This is a genomic window from Salipiger mangrovisoli, from assembly GCF_015223355.1.
Lineage (GTDB): Bacteria > Pseudomonadota > Alphaproteobacteria > Rhodobacterales > Rhodobacteraceae > Salipiger > Salipiger mangrovisoli.
In genome coordinates, this window is the sequence record NZ_JADFFK010000004.1 from 138,662 (window position 1) to 164,191 (window position 25,530).

The window sequence follows — 25,530 nt, forward strand, 5'->3', positions numbered from 1 at the left end:
CTTCCTTCAGGAATGAATGCCCAAAGACACAGGATTTCGCTCAGGGATCAACCGGATTTTTCGGCGCTGACCACGTGTCAAAGCGCGCCGGACGGTCCGGATCCCGCGAAACAAGGCATTTGCTTTCCCCCCTTGCGGTGCCATACACGCCCGCAAAGCTTTTTCACCGGAGGAACCGATGGCCAGCTATCAGTACGTCTACCACATGGACGGCGTCTCCAAGACCTATCCCGGCGGCAAGAAATGCTTCGAGAACATCCGTCTCAGCTTTCTTCCCGGGGTGAAAATCGGTGTCGTCGGCGTCAACGGCGCCGGTAAATCGACCCTGCTCCGCATCATGGCGGGCATCGACAAGGACTTCACCGGCGAGGCCTGGGCCGCCGAGGGCGCCAAGGTCGGCTACCTGCCGCAGGAACCCGAGCTCGATGCCTCGCTCGACGTGCGCGGCAACGTCATGCTCGGCGTCGCGGCCAAGAAGGCCAAGCTCGACCGGTTCAACGAACTGGCGATGAACTACAGCGACGAGACCGCCGACGAGATGGCGCAGCTGCAGGACGAAATCGATTCGCAGAACCTGTGGGATCTCGACAGCCAGATCGACGTCGCCATGGAAGCGCTGCGCTGCCCCCCCGACGAGGCGGATGTGACCACGCTTTCCGGCGGTGAAAAGCGCCGCGTGGCGCTCTGCAAGCTGCTGCTCGAAGCGCCCGAGATGCTGCTGCTCGACGAACCGACCAACCACCTCGACGCCGAGACCATCGCCTGGCTGCAGAACCACCTCATCGAGTACAAGGGCACGATCCTCTGCGTCACGCACGACCGGTACTTCCTCGATGACATCACCGGCTGGATCCTCGAGCTCGACCGCGGCCGCGGCATCCCCTACGAGGGCAACTACTCGAGCTGGCTGGAACAGAAGGCCAAGCGCCTCGCGCACGAAGCCCGCGAGGACAAGGCCAAGCAGAAGACCCTCGAGCGCGAACTCGAATGGATGCGCCAGGGCGCCAAGGCGCGTCAGGCCAAGTCGAAGGCCCGTATCGCGGCCTACGAGGAAATGGCAGGGCAGTCCGAGCGCGAGAAGGTCGGCAAGGCCCAGATCATCATCCCCAACGGCCCGCGCCTTGGCAGCAAGGTGATCGAGGTCGAGGGCCTGAAGAAGGCCATGGGCGACAAGCTCCTGATCGAGGATCTCGACTTCTCGCTGCCGCCGGGCGGCATCGTCGGCGTGATCGGCCCGAACGGCGCCGGCAAATCGACGCTGTTCAAGATGCTCACCGGGCAGGAACAGCCGGACGAGGGCTCGGTCACCTATGGTGACACGGTCAAGCTTTCCTACGTTGATCAGTCGCGCGACGATCTGGCCAGCGACGCCACGGTCTGGGAAGCGATCTCCGGCGGCGCCGAGATCATCCAGCTGGGTGACGCGCAGATCAACTCGCGCGCCTATTGCGGCGCCTTCAACTTCAAGGGCGGCGACCAGCAGAAGAAGGTCGGCCTGCTCTCGGGTGGTGAACGCAACCGCGTGCACATGGCGCGCCTTCTCAAGGAGGGCGGCAACGTCCTGCTGCTCGACGAACCGACCAACGACCTCGACGTGGAAACGCTCCGCGCCCTCGAGGACGCGCTTGTCGATTTCGCCGGCTGCGCGGTGGTCATCTCGCACGACCGCTTCTTCCTCGACCGGATCTGCACGCACATCCTCGCCTTCGAAGGTGAGGCGCATGTGGAATGGTTCGAAGGCAACTTCGAGGACTACGAGGAAGACAAGAAGCGCCGCCTCGGCGCCGCGGCGCTCGAGCCGACCCGCGTGAAGTTCAAGAAATTCACGCGCTGAGCCGGTTTCCGCCGCTCTTCGTTCACGAAGCGATCAGCCCCACGCACTTGACCGTGCGTGGGGTCTTTCGTTTCCCCGGCCTCGCGATTACCTGCCCCGCCACGGGAGACGCGGAGAGTCGCGGTCTTCCGGAGCAAACGCAAAGATCTGAGAGTTCGACATGAGCATGCAGTCCGCACAGGTATCGCAGCACACGGCCCGCAAACAACCGGAGCCCCAGCCCCAACCGGAGTTCCGTTTCACCGACTGGGCGATGATCTGACGCTCAGGTGGCGAGCAGCGCCACCGCCCACATGCCAAGGCCGAACACCGTGTGGGCAATCAGTCCCAGCGCCCGCCCCTTCCATGGGGTGGGCGTTTTCGACAGCGCGCAGCCCAGCCCCATGCCCGGCTGCATCAGGAACCATCCCGCACAGATGGTGACCAACGCGAACAGCCAGAGCGGCAGGAAGCGCGGTGCCTCAAGCCAGCCCGGTCCCGCCAGCACCATGAAGATCACCCCGTAGGCGATGCCCACCGCGTAGTGAAAACTCCAGCCGACTGCGCTTTCATGCGCCAGCGCAGGGGTGGCCGTGATGTCGTCATGGAAGATCTTGCCTCGAAGAGAGCGCAGGACCCAGCGCCCCTGATTGCGCCAGGCGGGCTTCGGATAGCCCAGCACCAGGTGCAGCAGCAGCGCCCAGAGGTCCATGGCGAGGGTTCCACCCAACCCCATGAGAATTCCGACAAGAACCAGCTGCATTGGATAACTCCTTATTCCCGCGACAAGGCTTGCCGCAGCGGCAGCTCGACTACAAGAGTCGAGAGGACGCCGGGCTTGCGAAATCGCACGCTGCGGCGCAGCCTCGCGCCATGCAGCTTCTCATCCTTCTGACCAATTGCCCGGACGAGGCCAGCGCCGACCGGATCGCCGAGGCCGCGGTGACGTCTCGTCTTGCCGCCGCGACCAACCGGTTCGCACCGATCGCTTCGCTCTATCACTGGAAGGGCCAGCTCTGCCGCGGGCGCGAGGTTCCCCTTCTGCTGAAGACAAGGCCCGACCTTGCAGAGCCTCTGGTCGCACTGATCCGCGCCCATCATCCCTACGAGACTCCCGCAATCCTGCGGCAACCCGTTGACGGCAATAGTGACTATATCGCATGGCTGGCGGCGGAGACCCGCCCCGCCGGGATCGAATCCCCTTGAATTTCGGGCCTGTTCGTGCCACCTTGCTGCCCGCTTAGGCTTCTATTCGACGACCCAGTTCCTTCCCGGCACGCAGTCTATCGATACAGACGTTTCTACGCCGGGCTGCCGCAGTTCCGTGGGCAGCGTACTGACAGGAAGGGGTTTATCCCATGGCAACTGGCACCGTGAAGTGGTTCAACACCACCAAGGGTTATGGCTTCATCGCTCCCGATGGCGGCTCCAAGGACGTTTTCGTTCACATCTCTGCAGTCGAGCGTTCGGGCCTCACCGGCCTCGCCGACAACCAGAAAGTGACCTACGAGCTGCAAGCCGGCCGTGACGGTCGCGAAAGCGCCGTGAACATCCAGCTCGCCTGAGCACCGGATTTTGCGGGGGTTCCCCCCGCGACGCGAAGGGGCGGCCCATCTGGGACCGCCCCTTTTGCTTGGCAGAAGAATGTGCCGCGTCGCGTCCCGCCTACAGTCGGCGTTGCACCGCGCGCAGGGCGGTCTGTGCCAATCGAAGCTTCTGGCTGTGGCTCCGCTTCACCGGGCGTCGGCGAATGGGTCGGTTATGGCGGGTCTGGCTCGCGGCATAGCTCGAAGCCGCGCGGCGGATGATGTTGGCAAGGGACATGGGATCCTCCTCGGGTCTGCCTGCGCCGCAGCGTCTCTGCGGGCGCTTCCCCGAAGAAACCCCTCGCACGCAGGCGCGGTTCCGCAAGTCCCGGCGCGCCTTATCAAAACAGGCGCCAGCCCGCCCAGAGCCGCGTCAGAGTGGTCAACGCGCAGGCCCCCGCAAAGACCCAGGCCAGCGGCGCAAAGACCGAAGGCAGAAGGCAGAAGGCCACGAAGAGCGCGATGGTCTCCGCGCCTTCGGTCAGCCCCCCAAGATAGTAGATGCCCTTGCTCGGGTAGTCGGCCGCCGTCATGCCGCGCCGCTCGGCAATCAGCGAAAAGGCGAGGAAGGATGACCCGGTGCCGATGAAGCTTGCGATCAGCGCCGCCGCCGCCAGCGCATTGGCCTGCGGATTTGCCAGCGCGAAGCCCAGCGGGAAGAGCGCGTAGAACAGGAAGTCGAGCGCGATGTCGAGGAACGCGCCGCGGTCGGTGGCGCCCGCCCGGCGCGCGACCTCTCCATCGAGCCCATCCGCCAGCCGGTTCAGCGCCAATCCGAGCAGCGCCAGCCCGAAAGCGCCGCAGGCGGCGGCGGCCGCCCCGGCCAGACCACAGGCGAAGCCGGCGATCGTGATCCAGTCGGCCCTGACCCCGCTGCGGTGCAGCACGCGGGCGACAGGATGCAGCAGCCGGCGCTGCAAGGGCAGGAGAAAGGCGTCGATCATGGCGCCAAGTCTTGGACCGGCTGCCGCCGACGTTCAAGCCGCGGCGCTCAGAAGACCCTTGCCGCCCGCAGCGCCAGAACCTGCCGGATCGTTTCGGCGGGCGGGACGGTGCGGAAGATGTCGCCCATCATCGCGAGGTCGGCACGCAACCCGGCGATCCGGCCACCGCGCTTATCGTGTTTCCACGGGCTTTCGACTCCGGGCCAGCGGACGACCGCAACGCGCAGGCCAGCCTCGATCCACAGGCGGTTCATGAAGACCTCGAGCCCAAAGCGCGGCAGCGCCAGCAGCGTCTCGACCTGCGCCGCCAGCACGTCACGCGGCATCACCCGCTCGCCCGAGATGTAGTCGATGCCGATCATCCGCCAGAGCAGCGGGGCATTGCGCCTCAGGCTGATCGCCGCCCCCGCCCGCCCTTCGAGCACCGGCGCTGCCAGCGCGCTGATCTGCCCCGCATCAAGCCCGATCAGATCGCTGTCGAGCAGCAGCACATGGGTGCCCCGCGCCTCGGCGATGCCACGTGCGACGGCACGGGTCTTGCCGCCATTGTCCGGCTGGCGCAGCACGCGCAGCCGGCTGTGGCCCTGCCCCGCCGCCTCGGCCACTTCGGCGGTGCCGTCGCCGGAGCCGTCGTCCACCACCACCACCTCATCGATCAGCGGGTGATCCAGCACGGCCCCCAGCACGGCCGCGATGCGCGGTGCCTCGTTGTAGGCGGGGATGATGCAGCTGAGCCTGCAGGCGGTCACGGCTTGCCCCCCAGCTTGAGCCCGGTCTTCATCCCGCGCCGCAGCATCCAGGCCGCGCCGAAGAGCACCAGCCCGCCCAGCAGCACCAGCGAGACGCGGGCGATCCAGTTGTCGATCTGGCTGTAAGCCGAGCCCAGAGTGTAGCCAAGCGCGACGAAGAACAGGCTCTTGGGGATGGTCGCAAGCGTGTTGACCCAGAAGAAACGCCAGATCGGCATCTTCGCCAGCCCCGCGGCCACAAGGATCGGCGCACCGGCGCTATGGGTGATCTTGCCAATCACCAGCGTGCGCCCCCCCTTGTGATGGAAATGCCCGGCCAGCGCTCCGACCCGCGCGCGATTCAGCCCCATCTTCATCAGCCAGCCCTGTGGCAGGCGGTTCAACCCCCAGCGCCCGATGCCATAGAGCAGCATGTCTCCCGCGATGTCGGCGGCGATCACAACGATCGTGACACTGAGAATGTCGAGCAGGCCGCGGCTGGCGAGCCAGGCCGCGATCACCGTGACGATCGGCCCCTCGAGCATGGCGATGGGGGCAAGGATCGCCAGGCCCTCCTTGGCGATGAGCGCGGTTACCGTTTCAAGTCCGATCAAGGTTCTACTCCGCAGGCCCCGCAGCCGTCTTCAAGGGGCCGCCCGGCGCCATGTCCGTTCCGCGCCAGGAGATGTCGCGTCCTGCCCATGTGGCCACCCAGATCGCCGGAAGCAAGAGGTCGCGCACCAGCATGGCGGCAACGTCCCGCGGTCCGGCAGGCCAGCCCGCCACGCGGCACAGGGCCCATTCCGCAGCATACCACATGCCCAGAAGCGCGGGGAGTGTCCAAAGGCTCGTCCCGAACATGGACATCACGCCCATCAGACCGATGAGCGGCAGAAGCGGCCCCTGCGCGATCTCTCCCAGAAAGAGCCCCGGAAAGCCATCGCGCCGCACCCGCGACCAACGCAGTTGCCGATCCCAGACCGCGCGGGGTTTCCGCGCCCCGATCGGCTGGCAGAAGAGCCGCCGCGCCAAGCGCACCTTCAACCCCTGCGCGCGCACCATCTTGGTCGAGGCCACGTCCTCCGCCAAGTTGCGCCCCAACCCTTCCAGCCCTCCGCCCGCCTCCAGCACCGCGCGCTTCCAGAACAGCGTCTTGCCCTGCGCGAAGCCAATCCCGAGGCTGTCCGCTGCCAGTTGCCAGCGGCCCTGCGAACTGTTGAGAAAGGCGCATTCGACCGCGCCCCAGAAGTTCTCGGGACGGCTGCCCGCGGGCGGGGCAGACACGAGACCCGTGTCATCGCGCCAGGTCGCGACCAGCCGGCTCAGGTAGTCGCGGTCGAGAAGCAGGTTGCTGTCGGTCATCACCAGCGCATCGCTCCGCGCGGCAGCAACGCCCTTGAACAGGTTGTTGAGCTTGGGATTGCCAGTCAGACGCTGCTCGCCGATGAGCAGCCGCGCGGCGACATGCGGGTGCTCGGCGATCAGCCGACGCACAAGCGGCACCGCGGCATCCTCTTCGCGCGCAGCGCAGAAGATCACCTCATAGCTGGGGTAGGCCTGCCGGAACGACGATCGCAGCGTCTCCTCGTCGAAGCTGTCGAGCCCGCAGACCGGGCGGATCAGCGACAGGAAAGGCTTCTCGCGCGGCTCGTACTTCGGGCCAGGCGCGACGTAGCGCCAGCCTGCCAGCGCGGCGCTCGCCAGATGGATGGCCAAGGGCACAAGGATCAGCAGGGAAAAAGCAATCAGCATCACATCGCCCCCTCCGCCAGTGCGCCATCCTCGGCGGGGCGTTGCTGGGCTGCCGGGCGCGGCAGCGCCTTGGCCACGGGCACGGGCTCGTAGCTGAGCAGGCGCATCTTGCCGTCGAAATCCTCGGCAAGCGCGGTCAGGCTATCGACCCAGTCGCCGCAATTGGCATAGACGAGCCCGTTGTGCTGGCGCAGCCCCGGCTTGTGCGAATGACCGCAGATCACCCCCATGGCCCCGGCAGCCCCTGCCAGCTTGGTCAGCTTGCGCTCGAAGCCACCGCCCATGGCCAGCAGGTTGTTGGCGGCCGCGAGCACCCGGTCGACGAAGCTCTGTTCCCATTCGGTCAGGCCCGCGCGGCGGCGCAGGTACCCGTCAAGCTGGCGCAGCATCGCGTCGGCACGGCTTCCGAGCCGGGTCATGAAATGCCAGCGCAGGATGCGCGGGTCGCATTGGTCGCCGTGCAGCACAAGGTAGTGTCGCCCGTCAGCCGCCTTGTGAACAACCGCCTCGCGCAGCTCCCAGCCCTCGATCGCGGCATCGGGCGCGCGCATCCTGGCATCGTGGTTGCCCGGAAGGTAAACCACGCGGGTGCCCGCCTTCGCCCGCGCCCGAAGCTCGGCCATGATCGCGTCATGCGCCGCCGCCCAGTGCAAACGCCCGCCGTGCCAGAGATCGAAGATGTCACCCACGAGATAGATGGTCTCTGCCTCGACCCCCCGCAGAAAATCGAGGATCGGACCGGCGCGGCAGGCACGTGCACCCAGGTGCAGATCGGAAATGAACAGGCTGCGATAGGGCGTGCGGGCGTCTCGGCCATCGGAAAATCTCGGCATCCGGGCATGTTCCTTCACTGTTCGCCCGCCTTATGGCGTCTCGTTGTATCGTCAATGTGACGCTGCAAGCGCAGAAACGCGCAGATATCGCCTATGGTTCCCCCCCAGCCCCAAGATACGGTCACGCGCCCGCGATGCCCCCCTTGGGCGCACCGGTCCGCTGCAGACGCACCCAGCCCCGCGGGCCGAAGCACTGAACCCCTATTTCGGGAACAGCAGCGTCACGCCAAAGCGGGCGCCCCATCCCTCTGGTCCGTTCGGTGCGGACTCCGCGTAATAGCGCACACCGCCCTGCCAGCTCACCGGAGTGCCGCCGATGTTGGTCAGCTTCGACGCAAGCAGCCCGATCGGCGCGGAATCCGTGTCATTGACCCAGTCGTGGGTCCATTCCGCCTGCAGCGTCGCGGTCCAGCCATTGTCATAGGCGTAGGCCAGGAAGGGCTGCGTGAAGGTCGAGTCGATCTCGACCGGGCCATCCCAGTCCCACAGGTGGTTGGCAAGCAGGCCCATCGTCCAGGGGCCACTCTGTTTCAGCACCACGCCGGTCACGCCGGCCGCGAAGGTGTCAAGTCCAAGGTCGTCTTCGCTCGCCGTGGGGAAGAGGAAGGCTGGGCCGACGCCCCAGATCAGCCCGCCGTCGCTCGGCGTCGGAGAAAAGAAGAAGCTCTGCGTGGTGTCGCCCAGGCCCCAGGCGTCCTCGCCTTCCGAGGGCAGGTTGTATTGCGACACCACCGGCACGATCGTTCGCGAAATAAGGTTCCACCCGCCGCCAAGATCGAAGGGAATGACCGGCTGGATGTTCATCGTCCAGCGCTCGCCCTTGTCCTTGGGGCCGATGTTGTCGTCGAAATTGAACTGGAAGGGCACCGAGATCAGCGACGCCACCGGATTGGACAGCTGCTTTTGCAGATCCGCCGCATCGGAGGGCGATTGGGCGAGGGCCGGAGCCGCAGGCAACGTGATGGCAAGCCCTGCTCCGAGGGCTCGGGACAAATACGTCATGGGAGCGCTCCAATAAAATGTCATGCGGAAAAAGTTTCGAAGTCACACTCGGTAAAAGCGTAGGCCAAATTGGCCAAAGTGCGAAACAACTTTTGCGCGCATGACGTTGCCCCGGCGGAAACCAGACAATCCAGCAACGCTCCCGCGCGCTGAAAAGGCCACGGGCCAAAGGGGGCCGACCCGCGCGGCGCGGAAACCCAGATCAATTTTCGAGAAAAGACAGCACCCTTGTCCTGGTGCTTGGCAGGGGCAGCAGGGTTCGAACCCGCGACCTACGGTTTTGGAGACCGTCGCTCTACCAGCTGAGCTATACCCCTGTGTGCTGCGCTCTCTAGAAGGTTCTGAAGGCGTGGTCAACCGGGTATCGGCGGGAAAATCGGCTTCCCTTGCGCAGCCCCGAAATCCCCCGCGAACCGCGGCCTTCCAGCATCACTCGCCGCCCTCCGGTGGCTGATACGTCAGCAGGAGCTTGTAGCCGCAGATTGCCCCCAGCCCGAGAAAGACCACTGCCCATCCCGGCGAGCCGACCCGCGTCTCGACAGCGCCCCAGCCGAAACAGACGAGCGTGACCGCGACGCGCAGCCAGAGCGGGCGGAAGAAGGGATGCGAAAAGTCGAACACGGGGGGTCTCCTGCCTCGGGTACCCCCTTTCTAACAGCAAGCGGAACGCCGGGTCACTGCCGAAGGCCTCGTTGTTCCTTCAGCGCCCCGGCACGGGCGCCATTTGGCGATCACCGCTGCGCCCGCCGACCGGAATGAGGCGGCAAAATGACTTGGAATGCGCGCGCCGCGTCCCCTCAAGCGCAACCTTGGCGCGAATATCTTGGGAAATTCGGCCATGATATGGCATCCTCGGCACATGGACCCTGAGCTGAAATCCCGCTGGCCCGGTGCCGCGATGCGCTTCCTCGCCCTGCGGCTCTTGCCGGGTGACGATCTGCGTTCGGCGCTCGACCTGGCCTTCCGCGCAGAGCGCGAGCACGCGGGCTTCGTGGTCGCATGTGTCGGCAGCCTGAGCAAGGTCTGCCTGCGCCCGGCGGGGCTCGACACGCCGATGGCCCTTGAGGTGACGCTCGAAATCGTCTCGCTGTCGGGCACCTTCTCCGAGAATGGCCCGCACCTGCACATCTCGGTCTCGGATTCCAAGGGCACCATGCTTGGCGGTCACCTGCTTGAGGGGTCGATCGTGCGCACCACCGCAGAGGTCGTCATCGGCCTCGCCCCGGTGCATTTCCGCCGCATGGTCGATCCGCGCACGGGGTACCCCGAACTGCATTTCGACTGATCCACCCCGCGCCCCGCCGCCCTTTCTTCTAGGTCCAAGTATCCCGGGGGAGTCCGCCAGCGGCGGACGGGGGCAGCGCCCCCGTGGCGATTTCAGCCAAAGAAAGCCCGCCGCAGCAGGTTCAGCGCCGCCACCAGCAGCACGATCAGCGTCAGCTTGCGGAACATCGACTGGTCGATTCGGTCGTGGACGCGCCGCCCCAGCCACATGCCCGCCATCGCCGGGACCAGCAACGCCGCCGAGAAGGGCGCGGTCTGCGCGCTGAACACGCCCGAGACCGTATGCGCCGCGACCAGGGCAATCGCGCCCAACCCGTAGGCCACGCCCTGGACACGGATCTGATCGCGCTTCTCGGTGCCGATCGCCGTGAGGTAGGCCACGAACGGGGGCCCCCAGACGCCGGACATACCGCCGATGAACCCGGCCACCGCGCCCACGGTCGCCTCGATGCGCGGCGTCGACCCGTTGGGCAGGTTGGGTTTCCATCCCGCGAGCTGCAACAGGCAGAAAACGAAGACCGGCCCGCCGATCATCGCCAGCAGCACCTGCACCGGCAGCACCCGGACCAGTTGCGCCGAGATCGCCAGCATGGCCAAGGCCACCACCAGCAGCACCTTGAAGCGTTTCGCCGTCTCCCATGCCGCGCGCGGACCTTCGCCGAGGGCCTGCAGAGCATTGGTGGCCACCGTCGGCAGGATCAACCCGGCCAGCGCCAGTTCGGGGGACACCAGCGAGCCCAACCCCGAGATCATGATCATCGGCATGGCGAAACCGACCATGCCTTTGATCAGGCCGGCAAGTGCTGCAACAGCGAAGGCGAGCGCCAGGACCGGCGGCGATACAAGAGTGAGAAGCGCATCCATAAGCCGCTCATATCACGGGCGGATCAGTCGGGCAGCCTCAATCGGCAAGGTAATAAGTGCAACCATTACATCGCCACTTGAGCATTTTTGTTGCGCTGCGAGTGCAAAGTCGCTATCCCCGTCCCTTGCAGGACGAGGAGATGATTCATGGCTCATGACGGACAGGGTGGCATGGTGGAACAGGGTGTCCTGAGCGCCGATCTTCTGGCGCTCACCGGTGCTGCGCTGGATCCGGTCGGGCAGGTCTTTGAACGGGCCCGCGACTCGGTCCGCGCGCTGGTCGTGCAAGATGGCCGCGTCTCCGGAGATCTGGTCGAGCAGCATCAGTTTGCCGCGCACGGTCTTGCCTGGCTCGCCACCTACGCCGAATCGCTGCGCCAGATGCACGGCTGGGCCACGCGGCTCGCGGCGGCGGGCACCTTCGGCGAGATCGAACAGCTGATCCTGCAAATCGCTTTCGGAGAGTACCTCAGTCAAATTGCCGGCGGCATCCAGATGAACCAGGGCGAGATGGTACGCCTTACGGATCTCGGCCTGCCGCCCTCTGCCGCCGGGCCGCTTCGCGAGGGCGCCGCAGGAAGGCTCGCTGCCATCGGGAATTCTCAAGCCGCCCGCAGCCGCCTCGTTGAGCTGATGGAGGAGCGCGCCGCCGAGATCACCGTGGGCCGCACCGGGCTTGGCGACGAGCTTGAGATGATCCGCGAGCAGTTCCGACGCTACGCCGTCGAAAAAGTCGAGCCGTTTGCCCACGACTGGCACCTCAAGGACGATTACATCCCGATGGAGGTGATCGAGGAACTGGCCGAGATGGGCGTCTTTGGCCTGACCATCCCCGAGGAATTCGGTGGGTTCGGCCTCAGCAAGGCTTCGATGTGTGTCGTCTCCGAGGAGCTCTCGCGCGGATATATCGGCGTGGGCAGCCTCGGCACCCGGTCGGAGATCGCCGCCGAGCTGATCCTCGCCGGCGGCACCGAGGAGCAGAAGGCGACATGGCTGCCGCAGATCGCCAGCGGCGAGAAGCTCCCGACGGCGGTCTTCACCGAGCCCAACACCGGATCGGACCTCGGCAGCCTGCGCACCCGCGCGGTGAAGGACGAGAACGGCGACTACGTAATCACCGGCAACAAGACCTGGATCACCCATGCCGCCCGCGCCCATGTGATGACCCTGCTCGCCCGCACCGATCCCGGCAGCAGCGACTACAAGGGCCTGTCGATGTTCCTCGCCGAGAAGACCCCCGGCGACGACGAGACGCCCTTCCCCACCCCCGGCATGACCGGCGGCGAGATCGAGGTTCTCGGCTATCGCGGCATGAAGGAGTTCGAGCTCGGCTTCGACGGCTTCAAGGTGAAGGGCGAGAACCTGCTCGGCGGCGCGGAGGGCAAGGGCTTCAAGCAGCTCATGGAGACCTTCGAGAGCGCCCGCATCCAGACCGCCGCCCGCGCCATCGGCGTGGCGCAATCGGCGCTCGACGTCGGCATGCGCTACGCGCAGGAGCGCAAGCAGTTCGGCAAGCCGCTGATCGCCTTCCCGCGCGTCTCGGGCAAGCTGGCGATGATGGCGGTCGAGATCATGATCGCCCGCCAGCTCACTTATTTCTCGGCCCGCGAGAAGGACGAGGGCATCCGTTGCGATCTCGAGGCCGGGATGGCCAAGCTGCTCGGCGCGCGCGTCGCCTGGGCCAATGCCGACAACGCGCTGCAGATCCACGGCGGCAACGGCTTCGCGCTGGAGTACACGATCAGCCGCATCCTCTGCGACGCGCGCATCCTCAACATCTTCGAGGGGGCGGCGGAGATCCAGGCGCAGGTGATCGCGCGACGTCTGCTCGGCTGAACATCCTGCCTCCGATGCACAGGAAGGCCCCGCCCCGCGGGGCCTTCTGCGTTCTGCGCGCCCTGCAATCCCGCTACTCTCCTCTTGCCTGATCTGGATCAAGGCCGCGGTCCCGCCCGCGTGGTCATCAGGGCTCAGTCACATTCAAGGAGAGACATATGTCATTCAAGGAACAACTCTCGGACAAGCGCAAGGAACTGCGCGAGTTGCGCAAGGCGATCCCCGAGACCTTCGCCGGCTTCGTCGCGATGGAACAGGCCGCCTCGGCCGACGCCGCGCTGGACCACAAGCAGAAGGAATACGTGGCGCTCGGCATCGGCATCGCGATCCGCTGCGACGCCTGCATCGTGAGCCACGTCAACGCGCTGGTCCGCCTCGGCGCCACCCGCGAGGAGATCGCCGATGTCTCCGGCATGGCCGTGCAGATGGGCGGCGGCCCGGGCCTGATGTATGCCGCCAAGGCGCTCGCCGCCTACGACGAATTTACAGCCGAGAGCTAATGCCGCGACGGAGGAGCGCGCGGGCTGCGTATCAGAGGGACACAGGCAAGAAAGGACGCCCCATGAAGCCCCTCATCGCAGCAGCACTCGCCCTCGCGCTTTCCGCAACCGCCCTCGCGGCCCAGCCCCAGGGTGCCGCCGGAGCTGGCCGCGGCCCCGGCGACATGATCAAGCAGATGGATGCCAATGGCGACGGCAAGGTCACCAAGGCAGAATTCGATGCCAACTCCCGCGCCATGTTCACCCGCATGGATCGCAACGGCGACGGTGTGCTGAGCGGAAACGAACTGACCCCGCCGAAGCGCCCGGGGAGCTGAGCGTGCCGCTGCGCGTGGGCGCGCCAGCCCAACGGCGCGGTCTCGGCTGGCGGGACATGATGCGCGTGCTGCGCATCGAGGTCCTGCGGTTCTGGCGAGGCTGAGGCGCGGCCCGACAACAGCAAATAAAAAGGCCCCGGCGGAACGATCCCGCCGGGGCCTTTGCTTTGGACCAGAGGTCAGCCGCGCAGCGCGCCGCCGGTGGCCTTCTCGACCTTGGCAACGATCTTTGCCGCCACTTCCTCGATGTCCTTTTCCTTCAGCGTTGCGTCGCTCGGCTGCAGGCGCACGGTGATGGCGAGCGACTTCTTGCCCTCGCCGAGGCTGCCGCCGATGAACTCGTCGAACACCCGGACGTCCTCGATCAGCGCCTTGTCGGCCCCCGCCGCGGCGTTCACCAGATCGAGCGCGGCCACGTTCGCGTCCACCACGAAGGCGAAGTCCCGCTCGACGGCCTGCAGGTCGTTCAGCTTCAGCGCGGGGCGCGCCGAGCCGGTGCTGCGCGGCAGCGGGATGTCCTGCGGGTAGAGGGTGAAGGCCACGACCGGGCCCTTGACGTCCATCGCCTGCAGCACCTTGGGGTGCAGCTCGCCGAAGACGCCGAGCACCTTCTTCGGACCGAGGCAGAGTTTGCCGTGACGGCCCGGGTGCCACCACTCTTCGGCACCGCGCAGGATCTGCATCTTGGCGGGCGCGCCCATGGCCGCGAGGATCGCCTCGGCATCGGCCTTGGCGTCGAAGACATCGACGGGGCGCGCCGCGCCGTGCACGTCCTTGGGGCCGGTGCGGCCGACGAGGATGCCGGAGACCTGCGTCGCCTGCTCACCCGGCTCACCACCGGCAAAGGCCGGACCGCATTCGAAGAGCGCCATGTCGGCAAAGCCGCGCGCCTGGTTGCGTGCTGCCGCCTGCAAGAGGCCCGGCAGCAGCGAGGGGCGCATGTGGCTCATCTCGGAGCTGATCGGGTTGGCCAGCATGGTTGCATCGGTGCCGCCGCCAAAGAGCTCGGCCGCCGCCTTGTCGATGAAGCTGTAGGTCACGCACTCGTTGTAGCCGAGCTCCGCCGTGGTGCGCCGCGCGACCTGCTCGCGCTTCTGCAGCGGCGAGAGGATCGGCTTCGGCACACCCGGCTGGGCGCGGCGCATCGGCTGGCCCTGCAGCTTGGTGAGCGAGGCCATGCGGGCAACCTCTTCCACCAGGTCCGCCTCGCCCATCACGTCGGGACGCCAGCTCGGCACATTGGCCATGTCGCCGTCGAAGGTGAAGCCGAGCGCGGTCAGCGTGGCGCGCTGTTCGTCCGCCGGGATTTCCATGCCGACGAGGCTGATCACCCGGTCGGTGTCGAGCCTGTAGGCGCGGCTGACGTCAGGGGTGGCACCCGCGACGATGACTTCCGAGGCCTCGCCGCCGGCGATCTCGAGGATCATCTTGGTGGCCGCCTCGATGCCCGGGGCCGCCGAGGCCGGGTCGATGCCGCGCTCGAAGCGGTAGCGGGCGTCGGAATTGATCTTCAGCGCGCGGCCCGTGTAGGCGGTGCGGACGGTCTGGAAGTAGGCCGCCTCGAGGAAGACGTCGACCGTCTCGTCAGAAACGCCCGTGGGCTCGCCACCCATGACGCCGCCAAGGCTTTCGACGGTATCCCCGGCCGAGATCACCACCATGCCCGGCTCGAGCGTGTAGGTGCGCTCGTCGAGCGCCTCGATGGTCTCGCCGCCCTTGGCGCGGTGCACGCGCAAATCGCCCGACACCTTGCCGGCGTCAAAGACGTGCAGCGGGCGGTTGCGGTCGAAGGTGAAGTAGTTGGTCACGTCGACGAGGAAGCTGATCGGGCGCAGGCCGATGGCCTTCAGCCGGTCCTGCAGCCATTGCGGCGACGGGCCGTTCTTCACGCCGCGGATGACGCGGCCGTAGAACACCGGGCAGTCGTCCAGCGTGTCTTCGTCGATGGTGACGTTGATCGGCGAGGCGAAGGCGCCGGGCACGGTCACCTCGGGCAGCGCCTTCAGCGTGCCGAGCCCCCGCGCCGCGAGATCGCGGGCAATGCCATGCACGCCAAGCGCGTCGGGGCGGTTCGGGGTGATGGCGATCTCGATCACCGGATCGACCTTGGCCGGATCATTGGCCGCCAGCCAGTCGATGAAGCGCTCGCCGACCTCGCCCGAGGGCAGCTCGATGATGCCGTCATGCTCTTCCGACAGCTCCATCTCGCGCTCGGAGCACATCATGCCGAAGCTCTCGATGCCGCGGATCTTGCCGACCTGGATGGTGGTGTCGATGCCGGGCACATAAGTGCCGGGCTTGGCCACGACCACGGTGATCCCCTCGCGCGCGTTGGGTGCGCCGCAGATGATCTGGCTCTCGCCCTCGTCGGTCATCACCGTGCAGACGCGCAGCTTGTCGGCGTCGGGGTGTTTCTCGGCCTTGAGGACCTTGCCGATGGTAAAGGCCGACAGGCGGTCGGCAGGGTTTTCCACCCCTTCGACTTCCAGCCCCAGATCGGTCAGTGCCTCGGTGATTTCCTCCACCGTGGCGGAGGTGTCGAGGTGGTCTTTCAACCAGGAAAGCGTGAATTTCATCTCTCGGCCCGGCTTGGTTTCGCTTGGGTCCGGTCCTTAGCGGAATGAGGCGGGAGGGGAAAGGGGGTTGGCCCGGACGCCGGTTGCCCCATCGCGCAGGAAGGGGCGCTGCCCCTCTGCCCTGCGGGCATTCACCCCGGGATATTTGATCCTAGAAGAAGGCTGGAGGAGAGGGGGCCATGGCGGCGGCGCGCCACCATGGCGAGAGCATGGCTCAGAGCACCTTGCAGGCGTCTTCCATCTTGAGCCGCGGCAGCCGACCGAAGACCTTGGAAGGCTCGCCATAGCCGAGGTTGACCATGAAGTTCACCTTCCAGGTCGTGCCGGCGAGGAAGGTCTCCTCGATCAGCTTGGCGTCGAAGCCCGACATCGGGCCGCAATCGAGACCGAGCGCTCGGGCAGCGGTGATCAGGTAGCCGCCCTGCAGCGAGGAGTTGCGGAAGGCGGTCTCGCTGATCATCGCCTCGGAGCCGGTGAACCAGGGCTTGGCGTCGACATGCGGGAAGAGCTCGCCGAGCTTGTCGTAGAATGCCATGTCCTGGCAGACGATGACGGTGACCGGGGCCGCCATGGTCTTCTCGCGGTTGCCGCTCGACATGGCGGGGGCGAGCTTGTCCTTGGCGTCCTTGCTGCGGATGAAGACGAAGCGCGCCGGCGAGCAGTTGGCCGAGGTCGGGCCCATCTTCACCAGGTCGTAGAGCTGCGCGAGGATCTCCTCGGGGATGTCCTTGTCCTGCCAGGCGTTCTGGCTGCGCGCTTCGAGGAAGAGCGTGTCGAGCGCCGCGGCATCGAGCGCGCCGGTGGGGAGGAGGTCTTTCATGGATCGTGCCTTTCAGTCTTCAAGCGGGTTCGGCCAGGGCGGATTCCACCGGCTGGCGCGAGGTTTCCAGGGTTTGCGCGAGATCGGCGATCAGGTCCTCCGAGCCGCGCGGCCCCATGATCTGGAGGCTGAGCGGGCCGTCCGAGGTCCAGGCCACCGGCAGCGAGAGCACCGGCAGGCCGAGGATCGAACCGGGGCGGGTGAAGCCGGTCATCCCCGAGATCATCCGGGCGATCTCGGTGCCCTCTGCATGGACCAGCGCCTCGGCCTGCGGGGCGACGTCGGCGAGGCCGGGCAGGATCACCAGGTCGGCGGCGCCGAAGATCTCCTCGGCGGTGCGCACCATGGCGATCTCGCGGATCTGCCGGGCGCGCAGGTAGGCCTGGGCCGAGATGCCCGCCGCCTGCGCGAGGCGGGCGCGCACCTGCGTGCCATAGGTCTCGGCACAGTCGCGCAGCCGGTCGGCATGGACCGTTGCGGCCTCGGCGATGGCGATGACATTGGCAGGCTCTGTGAGATCGGCGAAGAAGCCCATGTCGAGCGAGACGAGGTCGTGCCCCTGCCCCGCCAGCGCGCCGCGAGTCTCGGCCAGCGCCGCGCGCATGCGATCCGAGATGCCCTCGACAAATGCGCCGCGGTCAAAGGCGATGCGCAGCTTGCGCAGCGGTTCGCCCCGCGGGCGGATCTTGCCGCCGGAGATCACCGACAGCACCCGCCGCGCACAGTCCACCGAGGCGGCGAGCGGGCCGAGGGTGTCCTGCGTCCAGCTCAGCGGCATGGCACCGGTGAGCGGCACCAGGCCAAGGCTCGGCTTGAACCCCACCACGCCATTGCAGGCCGCGGGCACGCGGATCGACCCGCCCGTGTCCGAACCGAGCGCCGCGGGCACCAGCCCCATGCCGACCGCAACGCCCGAGCCGCTCGACGACCCGCCGGGCACGCCGCCGGGAACCGCCGGGTTCTCGGGCATGCCGTAATGGTGGTTCTGCCCGGTCGGCCCCATGGCGAACTCCGACATCTGCAACCGACCGAAATCCACCGCCCCGGCGGCGTCGAGCCGCTCGAGCACCGGCGCGGTTGCCGTGGCGGTCTTGCGGGCCGAGGGATGCCCCCCGAAACCGACGGTCGCGCCCTTGCGGTCGAACATGTCCTTGTGCGCCATCGGGACGCCCGCGAGCGGTCCGAGCGGTGCCCCCTCGCGCCGCGCACGGTCGGACCGCTCGGCCTGCTCGTAGGCGCGCTCCCACTCCAGCCGCTGGAAGGGCGAGAGCGTGCCGCGGGCGGTGATGCGCGCTTGCATGTCCGAGAGCAGCGCGGTGGCGGTGGTCTCGCCCGTTTCGAGCCGGGCTTGCAGGGCGGCGATGGTGACCAGGCTCATGCGGCGCCCTCCGCGAAAGGATCGGTGGCCGCCAGCGCGCCGCAACGGCCGGAAGGGCGCAAGGGGCCGTCGCCGGCCAATGCGAGCAGCGGATTGGCGAAGATGCCGGCCTCGACGCGGGCGCGTTGATCCTGCGCGATGGCGCGTTCGCTGTCCGATGGGGCGCGCCCCAGCAGAGCGTTCAGCTCCTGTTCCATGTGAGGGGTCCTTTCCCAGCCGCTCGGGCGCGGCTGTCCTGGCTTGTCTGCTTTGGGGATCGTGCTGATCGAGCCTGCGGCCAAGCACCAGAGTCGCGCGACCCAATCGGAGGCTCCACCGCCGATTTGCCCATCCGCTGATCGCCTGTGAGGGCAATTGGATGAGAAAACGGACCGCGTCTGCACGGCGATGCGCACACGCGGGGCCGGACCTGACACTGCTCGACCGAGGGATTTGCCGGGATTGAGGTGCTCATCTGCGTCTTTCGGGCAATGACCTTTCGCGCCGGGCACATGCCCGTACACGTGATGATTGTCCGTACTTTTGCAAATTTATGTCAACGAGTCGCGCGAGGAATCTGACGGAACGACCGCGGCCGGACGCGAGATGCCCGCATTCTCATCGCGGGGACGCCTGCCCCTTGTGCACCTGACCTATGCGGGCAACACCTCGCGGGCCTGCGCCCGCATCTGACCCCAAGACAGCGCCGCACCGAGAAAGCCAACGCCCGAGAAGAGCGAGAAGCCAAGCCCGTAGTCCCCGACCAGCCCGTAGATGAAGGCGAAGCAGCTCGGAGCTAGGATCACCCCGACGAAGGTGTAGACGAGCAGCGCGCCGGTGTTGGCGCCGACCTTGCCCTTGGGCGCGCCACGCGCGGCGGCGGCCAGAAACACCCCGTTCCAGCCCGAGGCCACGCCGCCGAGACCGGCCAGCAGCGCCACTTGCAACGGTGCCGGGAAGGAGCCAAGCCAGAAGAGCGACAAGAGGATACTGCCGGCGAGCCCCCCGATCAGCGCCAGCGTCCGGAATCCGCCGAGGTGATCCGCGGCCACCCCCAAGCCGATGCGCCCGGCCGCGCCGAGCATCTGCGAGGCGGCCGCCACGCGTCCCGCCGCCACCAGCGTCCAGCCCTGATCGACCGGCATCACGACGATGAAGGCCGTCGCGATGAGTTGCAGCGCCGAGTAGAGGCATCCGAGAATGGCCAAGGTGCGCGATCGCGGGTTCGACAGGATCGCCCGCTGTTCGCGCAGCATGCGCCGCCATATGCCCTCCAAGGCCGCGCCGCGGCGGATCGGTTCGGGCCGCCCGACCAGCAGCGAGCGCAGCAGCAGCCCCGCTGGCGGGACTGCCGCCAGAACGAGCGCGCTTTGCCATCCCAGCCCCAGCGCGACCGCAAGCGCCGGCAAAAGCACGTGGGCGACGACCGCACCGAGCGGCATGCCACTTTGCTTGATCGAGAAGGCCAGGCTCTGGCGCGCCGGCGGCGTATGGCGGTGCAGGATGACCGAAGAGGCCGGGTTGTTCAGCCCGTAACCGACACCAAAGAGCAGCGAGACCAGCACCATGAGCACCGGTTGCCCGGTCGCGAGGACCAGAAGGCCGAGCACGAAGATCGCCAGTTCCAGCCGGATCACGCGCTCGGCGCGCAGCGTCTCGACCACCACCCCGGCAAACCCGGAGGCGAACATGCCCGAGAAATAGACAAGGCTGATCTGGTACCCGATCCAATGCGCACCGATGCCGAGGCTCTCCGCCGCTTCCGGTGCCAGCGCCGTCAGCGCGAGGATGCTGCTCGTCGCGGCGATCTGCACCAGCGTCATGAGCGCCAGCGGCCTGATCCAAAGGTTCGGCGCAGTTGGGGCACCTTGGGTCGACAAGCTGTCGCTCATTCGCGTAAAGTCCGGACTTAAATGGCGGGCAATATGAGTGCGATGCGCAGGACGCCTAATAAGTACGTACTTATTGGAAAGAATTCTATCCGCTTCAGGGGAGCATGAGGTGACGGAAGACCAGGATCTCGAGCAGGACGCGGGCACGTCCACCCCGCTCTATCTCCAGGTGGCGCACCGGTTGGAGCGGCAGATTGTCTCTGGCGAGCGCGCGGTCGGCAGCCTTCTCCCGCCAGAGGCGGAGCTTGCAGCGCAACTTGGCGTCAGCCGGCACACGGTGCGTCAGGCCATTGCCCAGCTGCGCAAGCGGGGAATGCTCGTGGCCCGCAAGGGCGTGGGCACACGAGTCGAGGCCGCCAAGGCAGACTGGCGCGATCGCTTCCGCAATGACTCCCGCGACGACCTTTTCGAGTTTGCCAGTCAGAGCGAGTTCTTCATTCGCCAGAAGGAGCGCCGCGAGGTGCGCGGCAAGACCGCGGCCGAGATCGGCTGTCGTCCCGGAAAACGGCTCATCTACATGGCTGGCCCGCGGCATTTCATCGGCGAGCCCACGCCTTTCTGTTGGAACGAGGTCTACCTCGACCCGATCGCGCAGGACGTGGTGACCGACATGACCGCTTTGCGCTCTTCTCTCTTCCAGTTGATCGAGCAGCGCACCGGAGAGCGGATCGAAGAGATACAGCAGGAGATCCGCGCCGTGCAGATCTGCCCCGAGGTCTGCCGGGAGCTGAACCGGCCCGAAGGCACCATCGGGCTGCGCATCACCCGGCGCTACCTCGCGTCAGGCGGGCGGCTGCTGGAATATGCGATCCAGACGTCTCCCGACGACGCCTTCGCCTATCGCACGAATCTCTCCGCCGAGTGAGACCTCCGCAGCGCTCGCGCGCTGCCCACGTCGAGCCCAGCCCAAGACCGCTCTGCACATAAAATCATCAGCCGCCCGGAGCCTCCGCATAAGTCCGGACGTCCTTGCATCACTCCGCTGGACCCGTCCGGACCTGACCGGATTAGTTCGGACATACAAAAACGAGATGTCCAGCAGGAGAATTCATATGGATATGGGTGTCTTCATCCCGATCGCGAACAACGGGTGGCTGATTTCCGAAGGCGCGCCACAGTACATGGCCAGCTTCGATCTCAACAAACAGGTGGTGCAGAAGGCCGAGAGCTACGGCCTCGAGTTCGCGCTCTCGATGGTCAAGTTGCGCGGCTTCGGCGGCAAGACCGAGTTCTGGGACCACGCGCTGGAAAGCTTCACGCTGATGGCCGGCCTTGCCGCCGTCACCTCGGAGATCAAGCTCTTCGCCTCCACCGCCATCCTGACCCTGCCCCCCGCCATCGTGGCGCGCATGGCCTCGACCATCAGCTCGATCGCGCCGGGCCGTTTCGGCATCAACATCGTCACCGGCTGGGCCGAGGGCGAATACAGCCAGATGGGCATGTGGCCGGGCAACGACTGGTTCGGCTACCGGTATGATTATGCCACCGAATACGTGCAGGTGATGAAGGACCTCTGGGGCGAGGGCAGCTCGGACTTCAAGGGCGAGCACTTCTCCATGACCGACTGCAAGCTCTCGCCGCCTCCGCTGGGCGATGTCGAGATCGTTGCCGCGGGCATGAGCCCGCGCGGCATGAAGTTTGCCGCCGAATACGCCGACTACAACTTCATCATGGGTGCCGGGATCAACACCCCCACCGCCTTTGCCGACAACGCCAAGATCCTCGTCGAGGCGGGCAAGGAGTCGGGCCGCGACGTGGGCGCCTACGTGCTCTTCATGGTGATTGCCGACGAGACCGACGAGGCGGCCATGGCCAAGTGGCAGAAGTACCACGACATGGCCGACATGGGCGCGTTGAAGTGGCTGATCGACCAGTCCAACGTCGACGAGGGCCGCGACGGCACCTCGACCGCCAAGCACATGTCGGTGCCCGAGGGCGCGGTGAACTTCAACATGGGCACGCTGGTCGGCTCCTACGCAACCGTCGCCAAGATGCTCGACGAGGCCGCGGCCGTCGAAGGCGTGAAGGGCATCATGATGACCTTCGACGACTTCCTCATCGGAATGGATGCCTTCGGCCAGAAGATCCAGCCGCTGATGAACTCGCGCAGCGACAAGCTCAAGGCCGCCTGACCCGCGACCAGAACCCCGATCAGGCGCGGCGGCAGCAGGATGTCTGCAGGACCGCCGCGCATGTAGGAACAAGCGGCAGCCTTCCCCTCACGACGATGACCGACCTTTGCAGGCTCGACGCCACCTCCGCCCGTGCGCTGATGCGTGACGGGCGGCTCACCCCGCGCGAGCTCATGCGCGTCTGCCTCGCCCGCATTGCCGCGCGCGACGGCGAGATCCGCGCGTGGCTCAATCTCAACCCCCGCCCGCTGGCCGGAATCCCGGTGGCGATCAAGGATGTGATCGACACGGCAGACCTGCCGACCAACCAGAACTCCCCGCTCTACGGCACTCGCCGCCCGAGCGACGACGCCCCCTGCGTCGCGATCCTGCGCGCTGCGGGAGCAATCAGTCTGGGCAAGACCGACACCACGGAATTTGCCGCCGCCGGGCGCAACGCGATGCCCGGCTGCCCCGCCGATCCGTCCCGCACCTCCGGCGGCTCCTCGGCGGGCTCGGCAGCGGCCGTCGCGGATTTCCACGTACCGCTGGCGCTCGGCACGCAGACCGGCGGCTCGACCATCCGCCCGGCGTCGTTCTGCGGCACCCCGGCCATGAAACCGAGCTGGGGGCTGATCTCGGCCGAGGGGGTGAAGCCCTACGCCGGCGAGCTCGCGCCAGAGACTATGGACCTCATGCAGAGCCTGCCCGCCCGGCTCGCCCCGGTTGCCGACACCGAATGGCTGCAACTGCCCGCCGAGATGCACGACCTCGACGCATTGCACCGCTGTGTGCAGATGAGCGAGGGCGCTGCCGCCATGCGCAATCTTCTGCACAAGCGCCCGTTGGTGCACCGAGATTTCCCGAACCGCGCGAGTCGCGGCGAGGGCCACAGCGCGCGCAAGATGGTCGCCGCCTATGACCGGCTTGCGGACCATCGCCGCGCCTTCGAGGCCCTCGTGGCCCCATATGATGCGGTCATTGTCCCCGCGGCACCCGGATTTGCGCCGATCGGGCGCAGCGCAGGCAAGCCGAAGTTCAATGCCCTCTGGACGGCGATGCAACTGCCCTGCATTCATGTTCCTGCGGTCTCGCATCCGCTGCCGCTCGGCGTGCAGCTCGTGGCGGCGCGGGCGCAGGACAGCCGGCTGATCCGGCTCGCCGCGCAGATTGCCCCGGCGCTGGCTCCCTCCCGGCCCGCCGAGATCGAAGGAAAGGACGACTGATGGACCCCAACGACTTCAAATCCGGCATGAGACGCCTCGCTGCCGGTGTCTCGCTGATCACCTGCGAATGCGACGGCGTGCGGCACGGGCTTATCGCCACAGCGGTGACCTCGCTCAGCGCGGAACCGCCGAGCCTGCTGATCTGTGTCAATGCCTCGGCCTCGATCCACGAACACCTCAGCGAGGCCAAGTCATTCTGCGTGAACGTACTATCGCGCGGCCAACAGGACGTGGCGATGCGCTTCGCGACGCCGAAGGACCGCGAGACCCGTTTCGAGATGGGCGATTGGACGGAGCTGGAGACCGGCGCCCCGGCGCTGCGCGGGGCGCAGGTCAGCTTCGACTGCCGCCCGGCCCAGAAAAGCGCCTTTGGGACCCACACCATCTTCATCGGGGAAGTGGTGGCGGTCACCGACTGGGGCAGCGTCTCGGATCCGCTGCTGTATCACGATGGCAGGTTCGAAAGCCTCACCCGCACAGAAAGCGTGTGACATGACGGATGCCGCGGAGAACTATGCCGGGGTCTATGACCGTTCGGTCGGCTTCGGGGACCGCCCCGCGCTGGTGCTGATCGATTTCGCCCAAGCCTATTACGACGAGACTTGCCCACTCTTCGCCGGCGAGGGGGCGGTCATAGCTCTGACAGCGGCGCTGAAGCTGCGTGCCGCGGCACGGGCGGCGCAGGTGCCGGTGATCCTCACCCGCGTGGCCCTGCATCCGAGCGGTATCGACGGCGGGCGCTTCTATGAGAAGGCCGCTCCGCTCGAGGCCTTCCTGCCCGGCCGTGCCACCGCCGAGTTTGCCGAAGGGCTGGTGCCCGAGGCAGACGAGCTGGTGGTCTCCAAACAATACCCGTCCGCCTTCTTCGGAACCTCGCTGGCGTCGACGCTGACCGCCATGGGCTGCGACAGCGTGATCTTGACCGGGCTTACCACCTCGGGATGCGTGCGGGCGTCCTGCGTCGACGCCATGAGCCACGGCTTCCGCACGCTGGTGGTGCGCGAGGCCTGCGGCGACCGCCACGCCGCGCCGCACGAAGCGAACCTTTTCGACATGAACGCGAAATATGCCGATGTGATCGGCATGGACGCCTGCCTGGCCGAATTTGCCAAGCCCGGTGGCGGCCTCTCGGTCAGCGCCTGATCTCCCTAGCGGGTCCCGACCTTCGGGGAGCCGGGTTTTGTGCCCCGGCGCCCCCTTTCTACCTCGGCTCGAAATAGTTCAGCGGAATTTTCAGGTAGCTACGCCCGTTGGCTTCCGTCTCGGGCAGCCGCCCGCCGCGGATGTTGACCTGAAGCGCCGCGAGCATCAGCTTGGGCAGCGGCAGGGTGGCGTCGCGCTGGTCGCGCGTTGCGCGGTATTCGGCCTCGGACGGTCTTCCCCTGAGGTGGATGTTCCGCGCCTTGTGCTCGGCCACCGTGGCACAGCATTGCGCCGCGCGGCCCTCGGGGGCGTAGTCGTGTCCGACGTAGAGCCGGGTGTCCTCGGGCAGCGTCAGGATCCGCATCAGGCTTGCGTAGAGATCCCCCGAGCTGCCACCGGGAAAATCGGCCCGCGAAGTGCCGCTGTCAGGCATCATGAAGGTGTCATGCACAAATGCGGCATCGCCCGCCACATAGGTGATCGAGGCCAGCGTGTGCCCCGGACTGAAGATCACCCGCACCGGGATGCCGCCCACCATGAACTCGTCGCCGTCGGCAAAGAGCACATCCCATTGCGCGCCGTTGGTCGGCAGGTCGGGCAAGTTGTAGATGCCCTGCCAGAGCTTCTGCACCTTCGACACGTGCTCACCGATGGCGGTGGTCCCGCCGATCTGCGACTTGATGTAGGGTGCCGCCGAGAAGTGGTCGGCGTGGGGGTGCGTGTCGAGGATATGGGTGATCTCGATCCCGGCCTCCTGCACATAGGCGATGAGCGCGTCGGCGTTCCCGGTCCCGGTGGCACCGGCCAGCGGGTCGAAGTCCAGCACCGGATCGACGATCGCACCCTTCATGCTCAGTGGATCGTGGAAGACGTATTGCCAACTTCCGGTGGGCTCATCCCAGAAAGGCTGCACGACGGGGCTCGGCGTCATCTTTGTCTCCTTGCA

At 66.7% G+C, this 25,530-nt stretch carries 28 protein-coding genes and 1 tRNA gene; 12 read left to right on the forward strand and 17 right to left on the reverse strand.

Annotated elements, in window-relative coordinates; genetic code table 11:
- Nucleotides 1-178: 178 nt before the first annotated feature.
- On the forward strand, nt 179-1,834 hold the full coding sequence (gene ettA, locus IQ782_RS07150) for an energy-dependent translational throttle protein EttA (RefSeq protein WP_194133936.1): 1,656 nt from the start codon (nt 179-181) through the stop codon (nt 1,832-1,834).
- A 265-nt stretch (nt 1,835-2,099) separates the two neighbouring features.
- Here ettA and IQ782_RS07155 read toward each other — a convergent pair whose 3' ends face one another.
- Nucleotides 2,100-2,576 (reverse strand): DUF2938 family protein, encoded by a 477-nt coding sequence (locus tag IQ782_RS07155; RefSeq protein ID WP_194133937.1) that lies wholly within the window; start codon nt 2,574-2,576, stop codon nt 2,100-2,102.
- Nucleotides 2,577-2,686: 110 nt separating this feature from the next.
- On the opposite strand from IQ782_RS07155, the gene cutA reads away from it, so the two are divergent.
- Together cutA and IQ782_RS07165 are read left to right on the forward strand one after the other, a co-directional pair.
- A complete protein-coding gene (gene cutA / locus IQ782_RS07160; RefSeq protein ID WP_194133938.1) occupies nt 2,687-3,019 on the forward strand; it encodes a divalent-cation tolerance protein CutA in 333 nt (110 codons plus the stop codon).
- Between the two features lie 152 nt (nt 3,020-3,171).
- Nucleotides 3,172-3,378 (forward strand): cold-shock protein, encoded by a 207-nt coding sequence (locus tag IQ782_RS07165; RefSeq protein ID WP_066104551.1) that lies wholly within the window; start codon nt 3,172-3,174, stop codon nt 3,376-3,378.
- A gap of 100 nt (nt 3,379-3,478) precedes the next feature.
- Here the strand turns inward: IQ782_RS07165 and IQ782_RS07170 are convergent, their stop codons facing one another.
- The 9 genes from IQ782_RS07170 to IQ782_RS07210 form a co-directional block, all read right to left on the reverse strand.
- Nucleotides 3,479-3,637, reverse strand: a complete 159-nt coding sequence (locus tag IQ782_RS07170; RefSeq protein ID WP_194133939.1) for a hypothetical protein — start codon at nt 3,635-3,637, stop codon at nt 3,479-3,481.
- A gap of 103 nt (nt 3,638-3,740) precedes the next feature.
- Entirely contained in the window at nt 3,741-4,343 is a 603-nt protein-coding gene (locus IQ782_RS07175; RefSeq protein WP_194133940.1) for a CDP-alcohol phosphatidyltransferase family protein, read from the reverse strand.
- Nucleotides 4,344-4,390: 47 nt separating this feature from the next.
- On the reverse strand, nt 4,391-5,092 hold the full coding sequence (locus tag IQ782_RS07180; RefSeq protein ID WP_194133941.1) for a glycosyltransferase: 702 nt from the start codon (nt 5,090-5,092) through the stop codon (nt 4,391-4,393).
- Nucleotides 5,089-5,685 (reverse strand): DedA family protein, encoded by a 597-nt coding sequence (locus IQ782_RS07185; protein WP_194133942.1) that lies wholly within the window; start codon nt 5,683-5,685, stop codon nt 5,089-5,091. Before IQ782_RS07185 ends, IQ782_RS07180 begins: the two co-directional genes overlap by 4 nt.
- A gap of 4 nt (nt 5,686-5,689) precedes the next feature.
- Nucleotides 5,690-6,823: a glycosyltransferase gene (locus IQ782_RS07190; protein WP_194133943.1), complete on the reverse strand. Its 1,134-nt coding sequence runs from the start codon at nt 6,821-6,823 to the stop codon at nt 5,690-5,692.
- Complete coding sequence (locus IQ782_RS07195; protein WP_194133944.1) at nt 6,823-7,656, reverse strand: UDP-2,3-diacylglucosamine diphosphatase; 834 nt, start codon at nt 7,654-7,656, stop codon at nt 6,823-6,825. Before IQ782_RS07195 ends, IQ782_RS07190 begins: the two co-directional genes overlap by 1 nt.
- A gap of 201 nt (nt 7,657-7,857) precedes the next feature.
- Complete coding sequence (locus IQ782_RS07200) at nt 7,858-8,658, reverse strand: transporter (RefSeq protein WP_194133945.1); 801 nt, start codon at nt 8,656-8,658, stop codon at nt 7,858-7,860.
- A gap of 241 nt (nt 8,659-8,899) precedes the next feature.
- Nucleotides 8,900-8,975 (reverse strand) — tRNA-Trp (locus tag IQ782_RS07205).
- A 112-nt stretch (nt 8,976-9,087) separates the two neighbouring features.
- Complete coding sequence (locus tag IQ782_RS07210; protein ID WP_194133946.1) at nt 9,088-9,279, reverse strand: hypothetical protein; 192 nt, start codon at nt 9,277-9,279, stop codon at nt 9,088-9,090.
- A 217-nt stretch (nt 9,280-9,496) separates the two neighbouring features.
- On the opposite strand from IQ782_RS07210, the gene IQ782_RS07215 reads away from it, so the two are divergent.
- A complete protein-coding gene (locus IQ782_RS07215; RefSeq protein WP_240989148.1) occupies nt 9,497-9,943 on the forward strand; it encodes a PPC domain-containing DNA-binding protein in 447 nt (148 codons plus the stop codon).
- A 92-nt stretch (nt 9,944-10,035) separates the two neighbouring features.
- Here the strand turns inward: IQ782_RS07215 and IQ782_RS07220 are convergent, their stop codons facing one another.
- The gene (locus IQ782_RS07220; protein WP_194133947.1) at nt 10,036-10,806 is read right to left on the reverse strand and encodes a sulfite exporter TauE/SafE family protein; all 771 of its coding nucleotides are present in this window, start codon (nt 10,804-10,806) and stop codon (nt 10,036-10,038) included.
- A 147-nt stretch (nt 10,807-10,953) separates the two neighbouring features.
- Between IQ782_RS07220 and IQ782_RS07225 the strand changes: the two genes are divergently transcribed.
- From IQ782_RS07225 to IQ782_RS29715, 3 genes are all read left to right on the forward strand, one after another.
- Nucleotides 10,954-12,642: an acyl-CoA dehydrogenase family protein gene (locus IQ782_RS07225; RefSeq protein ID WP_194133948.1), complete on the forward strand. Its 1,689-nt coding sequence runs from the start codon at nt 10,954-10,956 to the stop codon at nt 12,640-12,642.
- A 158-nt stretch (nt 12,643-12,800) separates the two neighbouring features.
- A complete protein-coding gene (locus IQ782_RS07230) occupies nt 12,801-13,142 on the forward strand; it encodes a carboxymuconolactone decarboxylase family protein (protein WP_194133949.1) in 342 nt (113 codons plus the stop codon).
- Nucleotides 13,143-13,204: 62 nt separating this feature from the next.
- Nucleotides 13,205-13,459, forward strand: coding sequence for an EF-hand domain-containing protein (locus tag IQ782_RS29715; RefSeq protein WP_240989149.1), 255 nt, complete (start codon nt 13,205-13,207; stop codon nt 13,457-13,459).
- Nucleotides 13,460-13,638: 179 nt separating this feature from the next.
- On the opposite strand, the gene pheT is transcribed toward IQ782_RS29715, so the two are convergent.
- The 5 genes from pheT to IQ782_RS07260 all read right to left on the reverse strand — a co-directional run bounded on the left by pheT (nt 13,639) and on the right by IQ782_RS07260 (nt 20,104).
- Nucleotides 13,639-16,035 carry a phenylalanine--tRNA ligase subunit beta gene (gene pheT, locus IQ782_RS07240; protein ID WP_194133950.1) on the reverse strand — a complete coding sequence of 799 codons (2,397 nt, stop codon included), beginning with the start codon at nt 16,033-16,035 and terminating at the stop codon, nt 13,639-13,641.
- Nucleotides 16,036-16,249: 214 nt separating this feature from the next.
- Nucleotides 16,250-16,855: a malonic semialdehyde reductase gene (locus tag IQ782_RS07245; protein WP_194133951.1), complete on the reverse strand. Its 606-nt coding sequence runs from the start codon at nt 16,853-16,855 to the stop codon at nt 16,250-16,252.
- Between the two features lie 19 nt (nt 16,856-16,874).
- Nucleotides 16,875-18,233 carry an amidase gene (locus IQ782_RS07250; protein WP_194133952.1) on the reverse strand — a complete coding sequence of 453 codons (1,359 nt, stop codon included), beginning with the start codon at nt 18,231-18,233 and terminating at the stop codon, nt 16,875-16,877.
- Nucleotides 18,230-18,430 carry a hypothetical protein gene (locus IQ782_RS07255; protein WP_194133953.1) on the reverse strand — a complete coding sequence of 67 codons (201 nt, stop codon included), beginning with the start codon at nt 18,428-18,430 and terminating at the stop codon, nt 18,230-18,232. The genes IQ782_RS07250 and IQ782_RS07255 overlap by 4 nt, the downstream gene beginning before the upstream one ends.
- 435 nt (nt 18,431-18,865) lie before the next feature.
- Nucleotides 18,866-20,104 (reverse strand): MFS transporter, encoded by a 1,239-nt coding sequence (locus IQ782_RS07260; RefSeq protein ID WP_194133954.1) that lies wholly within the window; start codon nt 20,102-20,104, stop codon nt 18,866-18,868.
- Between the two features lie 109 nt (nt 20,105-20,213).
- Between IQ782_RS07260 and IQ782_RS07265 the strand changes: the two genes are divergently transcribed.
- The 5 genes from IQ782_RS07265 to IQ782_RS07285 all read left to right on the forward strand — a co-directional run bounded on the left by IQ782_RS07265 (nt 20,214) and on the right by IQ782_RS07285 (nt 24,584).
- Complete coding sequence (locus IQ782_RS07265; RefSeq protein WP_194133955.1) at nt 20,214-20,969, forward strand: GntR family transcriptional regulator; 756 nt, start codon at nt 20,214-20,216, stop codon at nt 20,967-20,969.
- Nucleotides 20,970-21,156: 187 nt separating this feature from the next.
- A complete protein-coding gene (gene rutA, locus IQ782_RS07270) occupies nt 21,157-22,236 on the forward strand; it encodes a pyrimidine utilization protein A (RefSeq protein ID WP_194133956.1) in 1,080 nt (359 codons plus the stop codon).
- Nucleotides 22,237-22,331: 95 nt separating this feature from the next.
- Entirely contained in the window at nt 22,332-23,441 is a 1,110-nt protein-coding gene (locus IQ782_RS07275; protein ID WP_194133957.1) for an amidase, read from the forward strand.
- On the forward strand, nt 23,441-23,932 hold the full coding sequence (locus tag IQ782_RS07280) for a flavin reductase family protein (RefSeq protein WP_194133958.1): 492 nt from the start codon (nt 23,441-23,443) through the stop codon (nt 23,930-23,932). Before IQ782_RS07275 ends, IQ782_RS07280 begins: the two co-directional genes overlap by 1 nt.
- A gap of 1 nt (nt 23,933) precedes the next feature.
- Nucleotides 23,934-24,584 carry an isochorismatase family protein gene (locus IQ782_RS07285; protein ID WP_194133959.1) on the forward strand — a complete coding sequence of 217 codons (651 nt, stop codon included), beginning with the start codon at nt 23,934-23,936 and terminating at the stop codon, nt 24,582-24,584.
- Between the two features lie 58 nt (nt 24,585-24,642).
- Here IQ782_RS07285 and IQ782_RS07290 read toward each other — a convergent pair whose 3' ends face one another.
- Nucleotides 24,643-25,515: an MBL fold metallo-hydrolase gene (locus IQ782_RS07290; RefSeq protein ID WP_194133960.1), complete on the reverse strand. Its 873-nt coding sequence runs from the start codon at nt 25,513-25,515 to the stop codon at nt 24,643-24,645.
- Nucleotides 25,516-25,530 lie beyond the last annotated feature (15 nt).

Excerpts from the sequence above, each read along its gene's own strand:
- IQ782_RS07255 (WP_194133953.1), bottom strand. The coding sequence starts at position 18,430 with ATGGAACAGGAGCTGAACGCTCTGCTGGGGCGCGCCCCATCGGACAGC.
- IQ782_RS07290 (WP_194133960.1), bottom strand. The coding sequence starts at position 25,515 with ATGACGCCGAGCCCCGTCGTGCAGCCTTTCTGGGATGAGCCCACCGGA.
- IQ782_RS07165 (WP_066104551.1), top strand. The coding sequence starts at position 3,172 with ATGGCAACTGGCACCGTGAAGTGGTTCAACACCACCAAGGGTTATGGC.
- IQ782_RS29715 (WP_240989149.1), top strand. The coding sequence starts at position 13,205 with ATGAAGCCCCTCATCGCAGCAGCACTCGCCCTCGCGCTTTCCGCAACC.
- cutA (WP_194133938.1), top strand. The coding sequence starts at position 2,687 with ATGCAGCTTCTCATCCTTCTGACCAATTGCCCGGACGAGGCCAGCGCC.
- IQ782_RS07195 (WP_194133944.1), bottom strand. The coding sequence starts at position 7,656 with ATGCCGAGATTTTCCGATGGCCGAGACGCCCGCACGCCCTATCGCAGC.
- IQ782_RS07250 (WP_194133952.1), bottom strand. The coding sequence starts at position 18,233 with ATGAGCCTGGTCACCATCGCCGCCCTGCAAGCCCGGCTCGAAACGGGC.
- IQ782_RS07220 (WP_194133947.1), bottom strand. The coding sequence starts at position 10,806 with ATGGATGCGCTTCTCACTCTTGTATCGCCGCCGGTCCTGGCGCTCGCC.
- IQ782_RS07170 (WP_194133939.1), bottom strand. The coding sequence starts at position 3,637 with ATGTCCCTTGCCAACATCATCCGCCGCGCGGCTTCGAGCTATGCCGCG.
- IQ782_RS07155 (WP_194133937.1), bottom strand. The coding sequence starts at position 2,576 with ATGCAGCTGGTTCTTGTCGGAATTCTCATGGGGTTGGGTGGAACCCTC.
- IQ782_RS07175 (WP_194133940.1), bottom strand. The coding sequence starts at position 4,343 with ATGATCGACGCCTTTCTCCTGCCCTTGCAGCGCCGGCTGCTGCATCCT.
- IQ782_RS07280 (WP_194133958.1), top strand. The coding sequence starts at position 23,441 with ATGGACCCCAACGACTTCAAATCCGGCATGAGACGCCTCGCTGCCGGT.
- rutA (WP_194133956.1), top strand. The coding sequence starts at position 21,157 with ATGGATATGGGTGTCTTCATCCCGATCGCGAACAACGGGTGGCTGATT.
- IQ782_RS07275 (WP_194133957.1), top strand. The coding sequence starts at position 22,332 with ATGACCGACCTTTGCAGGCTCGACGCCACCTCCGCCCGTGCGCTGATG.
- pheT (WP_194133950.1), bottom strand. The coding sequence starts at position 16,035 with ATGAAATTCACGCTTTCCTGGTTGAAAGACCACCTCGACACCTCCGCC.
- ettA (WP_194133936.1), top strand. The coding sequence starts at position 179 with ATGGCCAGCTATCAGTACGTCTACCACATGGACGGCGTCTCCAAGACC.
- IQ782_RS07200 (WP_194133945.1), bottom strand. The coding sequence starts at position 8,658 with ATGACGTATTTGTCCCGAGCCCTCGGAGCAGGGCTTGCCATCACGTTG.
- IQ782_RS07215 (WP_240989148.1), top strand. The coding sequence starts at position 9,497 with ATGATATGGCATCCTCGGCACATGGACCCTGAGCTGAAATCCCGCTGG.
- IQ782_RS07190 (WP_194133943.1), bottom strand. The coding sequence starts at position 6,823 with ATGCTGATTGCTTTTTCCCTGCTGATCCTTGTGCCCTTGGCCATCCAT.
- IQ782_RS07245 (WP_194133951.1), bottom strand. The coding sequence starts at position 16,855 with ATGAAAGACCTCCTCCCCACCGGCGCGCTCGATGCCGCGGCGCTCGAC.
- IQ782_RS07230 (WP_194133949.1), top strand. The coding sequence starts at position 12,801 with ATGTCATTCAAGGAACAACTCTCGGACAAGCGCAAGGAACTGCGCGAG.
- IQ782_RS07285 (WP_194133959.1), top strand. The coding sequence starts at position 23,934 with ATGACGGATGCCGCGGAGAACTATGCCGGGGTCTATGACCGTTCGGTC.
- IQ782_RS07260 (WP_194133954.1), bottom strand. The coding sequence starts at position 20,104 with ATGAGCGACAGCTTGTCGACCCAAGGTGCCCCAACTGCGCCGAACCTT.
- IQ782_RS07225 (WP_194133948.1), top strand. The coding sequence starts at position 10,954 with ATGGCTCATGACGGACAGGGTGGCATGGTGGAACAGGGTGTCCTGAGC.